Here is a 1,630-nt window from a genome sequence, read left to right as displayed (position 1 = left end):
CGCGAAGCCGGCTTGCGCTTCCTGAAATTCTTCCCGGCCGAGCAGTCGGGCGGCATCGCTTCGCTGAAGGCCTTCGCCTCGCCGCTCGCCGATGTGAAATTCTGCCCGACCGGCGGCATCTCGGCCAAGAACGCGGCTGACTATCTAAGCCTGCCCAACGTGGTCTGCGTCGGCGGTTCCTGGGTGGCGCCCGACGACCTCGTCAAGGCCGGCAAATGGGACGAGATCGAAGGCTTGGCGCGCGCGGCGAGCAAGCTCACAAAATAAGGCTTTCATGGCGGCATGGAAAAACCCGGCCGACTTGCGTCGACCGGGCTTCCGCCGGATGTTTTTTCCAGGCCTGCCTTGGCCGGATCAGTTGCAGACCCTGACTTCCCTGACCACCCTATGATGATGCTTCCAGGTCGTGACAACCTTGGTCCGGCAGTGCTTCTTCATGTGCATGTGATCGTGGGTCTTGACGACAATGGTTTCGGCCTGCGTAGGGGCGATGGCCGCCGAAGCGGTTGCCAACGCGATGACCGATGCCAGTAGAATCTTCTTCATGGGTATCCCCGGGTTTGAACGAACGAGGGAGAAACCGTTGACGGCCCGAGGCGTTCCACGATCACGGCAATGTCAGGCCGGTGTGATCGGAAGCCGGCGGGCCGCGCGACCGGATCCGGCCACGCAGCAAAAAGCCGCGCTGGTTGCCCGGCGCGGCTTTGTCGGTTGATTTGCCGTCATTTGGTCTGGAAGCGGGCTACCGACATGAACTTGACGGCGTTGCCGGTGAAGCGATTGGCATCGGCCACCTGGCTGCTCGGCTGGAAGCCAGCGGTGTAGACCTCGCTCGGCGGCGTGTGCACGATGCTGTAGGCGTAACCCGGCGCCGTCGTCGCGCTTGAAACGGTGGCGACCTGCTCGCCGCTGGTCAAGGCCCAACGGGCGGCCTGCGGTGCGGCTGCAACCACCATGGCCTTGGGGCCTGGCTTCAGGTCGCGGGCGGTGGCTCTCGATTCCTTGCGGGTCGTCTTGACGCCGGCGCCGATCGCGGCGGCCGGATCGGAACCGACTGGGCGGGCCACGACAGCATCGCGCGGCGATGCGGTGTTGGTGCCCGGATCGTTGAACGCCGAACGCGGCTCGGACCCGGACAAGGAAGCAAGCTGGTAATCGGCCGCACCGACCTGGGCATTGGCCTCGTCGAGCACGGCCTTGACCGCGTCCGGCCTGGCCATCTCGGGCCGCGCCGTCGGCAGCACCGAGAACGCATCGGTCGCGGTCTTGCCTTGGTCGGCCGTCTCGGCCAGCGCCATCAGCACATCCTTGCTGGGCGGCGCAGCCAGAGCGGCCGGCAGCGAATTGTCGGGACGCCATGTCGGCAACGGTATGTTGTTGACCGCGACCTGGGTCGCATCAGCCGAAGCCGTTGCATCGGCCATGCCGAAAGGAACGCTCGCCGGCGCATGCGCGGCCGCCACGGCCTGCTCGGTGGTGGCTGTCGCCTCCGCCATCGCGAAGGGAACATTCTCAGGCTGCTGCGCGCCGACATCGGCTTTCGGCCGCGGTGCGAAATCCGGCAGCGGAATGCTTCGGGCCGGCAATGCCGCGATGATCGTCTCCGGCGTGTCCTGTTCAGGCTCCGGAG

The 1,630-nt window shown here is 66.0% G+C and carries 1 protein-coding gene and 2 pseudogenes; 1 reads left to right on the top strand and 2 read right to left on the bottom strand.

Translation table 11 applies throughout. The features are described from left to right. Positions 1-267: pseudogene (locus EN969_RS30255) on the top strand (keto-deoxy-phosphogluconate aldolase); the annotation flags it as partial. 87 nt (positions 268-354) lie between these two features. Here the strand turns inward: EN969_RS30255 and EN969_RS30250 are convergent. Both EN969_RS30250 and EN969_RS30245 read right to left on the bottom strand, forming a co-directional pair. Beyond that, positions 355-546: a hypothetical protein gene (locus EN969_RS30250; protein ID WP_013529739.1), complete on the bottom strand. Its 192-nt coding sequence runs from the start codon at positions 544-546 to the stop codon at positions 355-357. A gap of 176 nt (positions 547-722) precedes the next feature. Beyond that, positions 723-1,630 (bottom strand): annotated as a pseudogene (locus tag EN969_RS30245) (peptidase M15); the annotation flags it as partial.

The sequence above is a fragment of the Mesorhizobium sp. M7A.F.Ca.CA.003.01.2.1 genome (assembly GCF_003998945.1).
Lineage (GTDB): Bacteria > Pseudomonadota > Alphaproteobacteria > Rhizobiales > Rhizobiaceae > Mesorhizobium > Mesorhizobium ciceri.
The sequence above is the reverse complement of the archived record's forward strand: the minus strand, read 5'-3'. Positions and strand labels throughout refer to the sequence as shown.

Excerpts from the sequence above, each read along its gene's own strand:
- EN969_RS30250 (WP_013529739.1), bottom strand. The coding sequence starts at position 546 with ATGAAGAAGATTCTACTGGCATCGGTCATCGCGTTGGCAACCGCTTCG.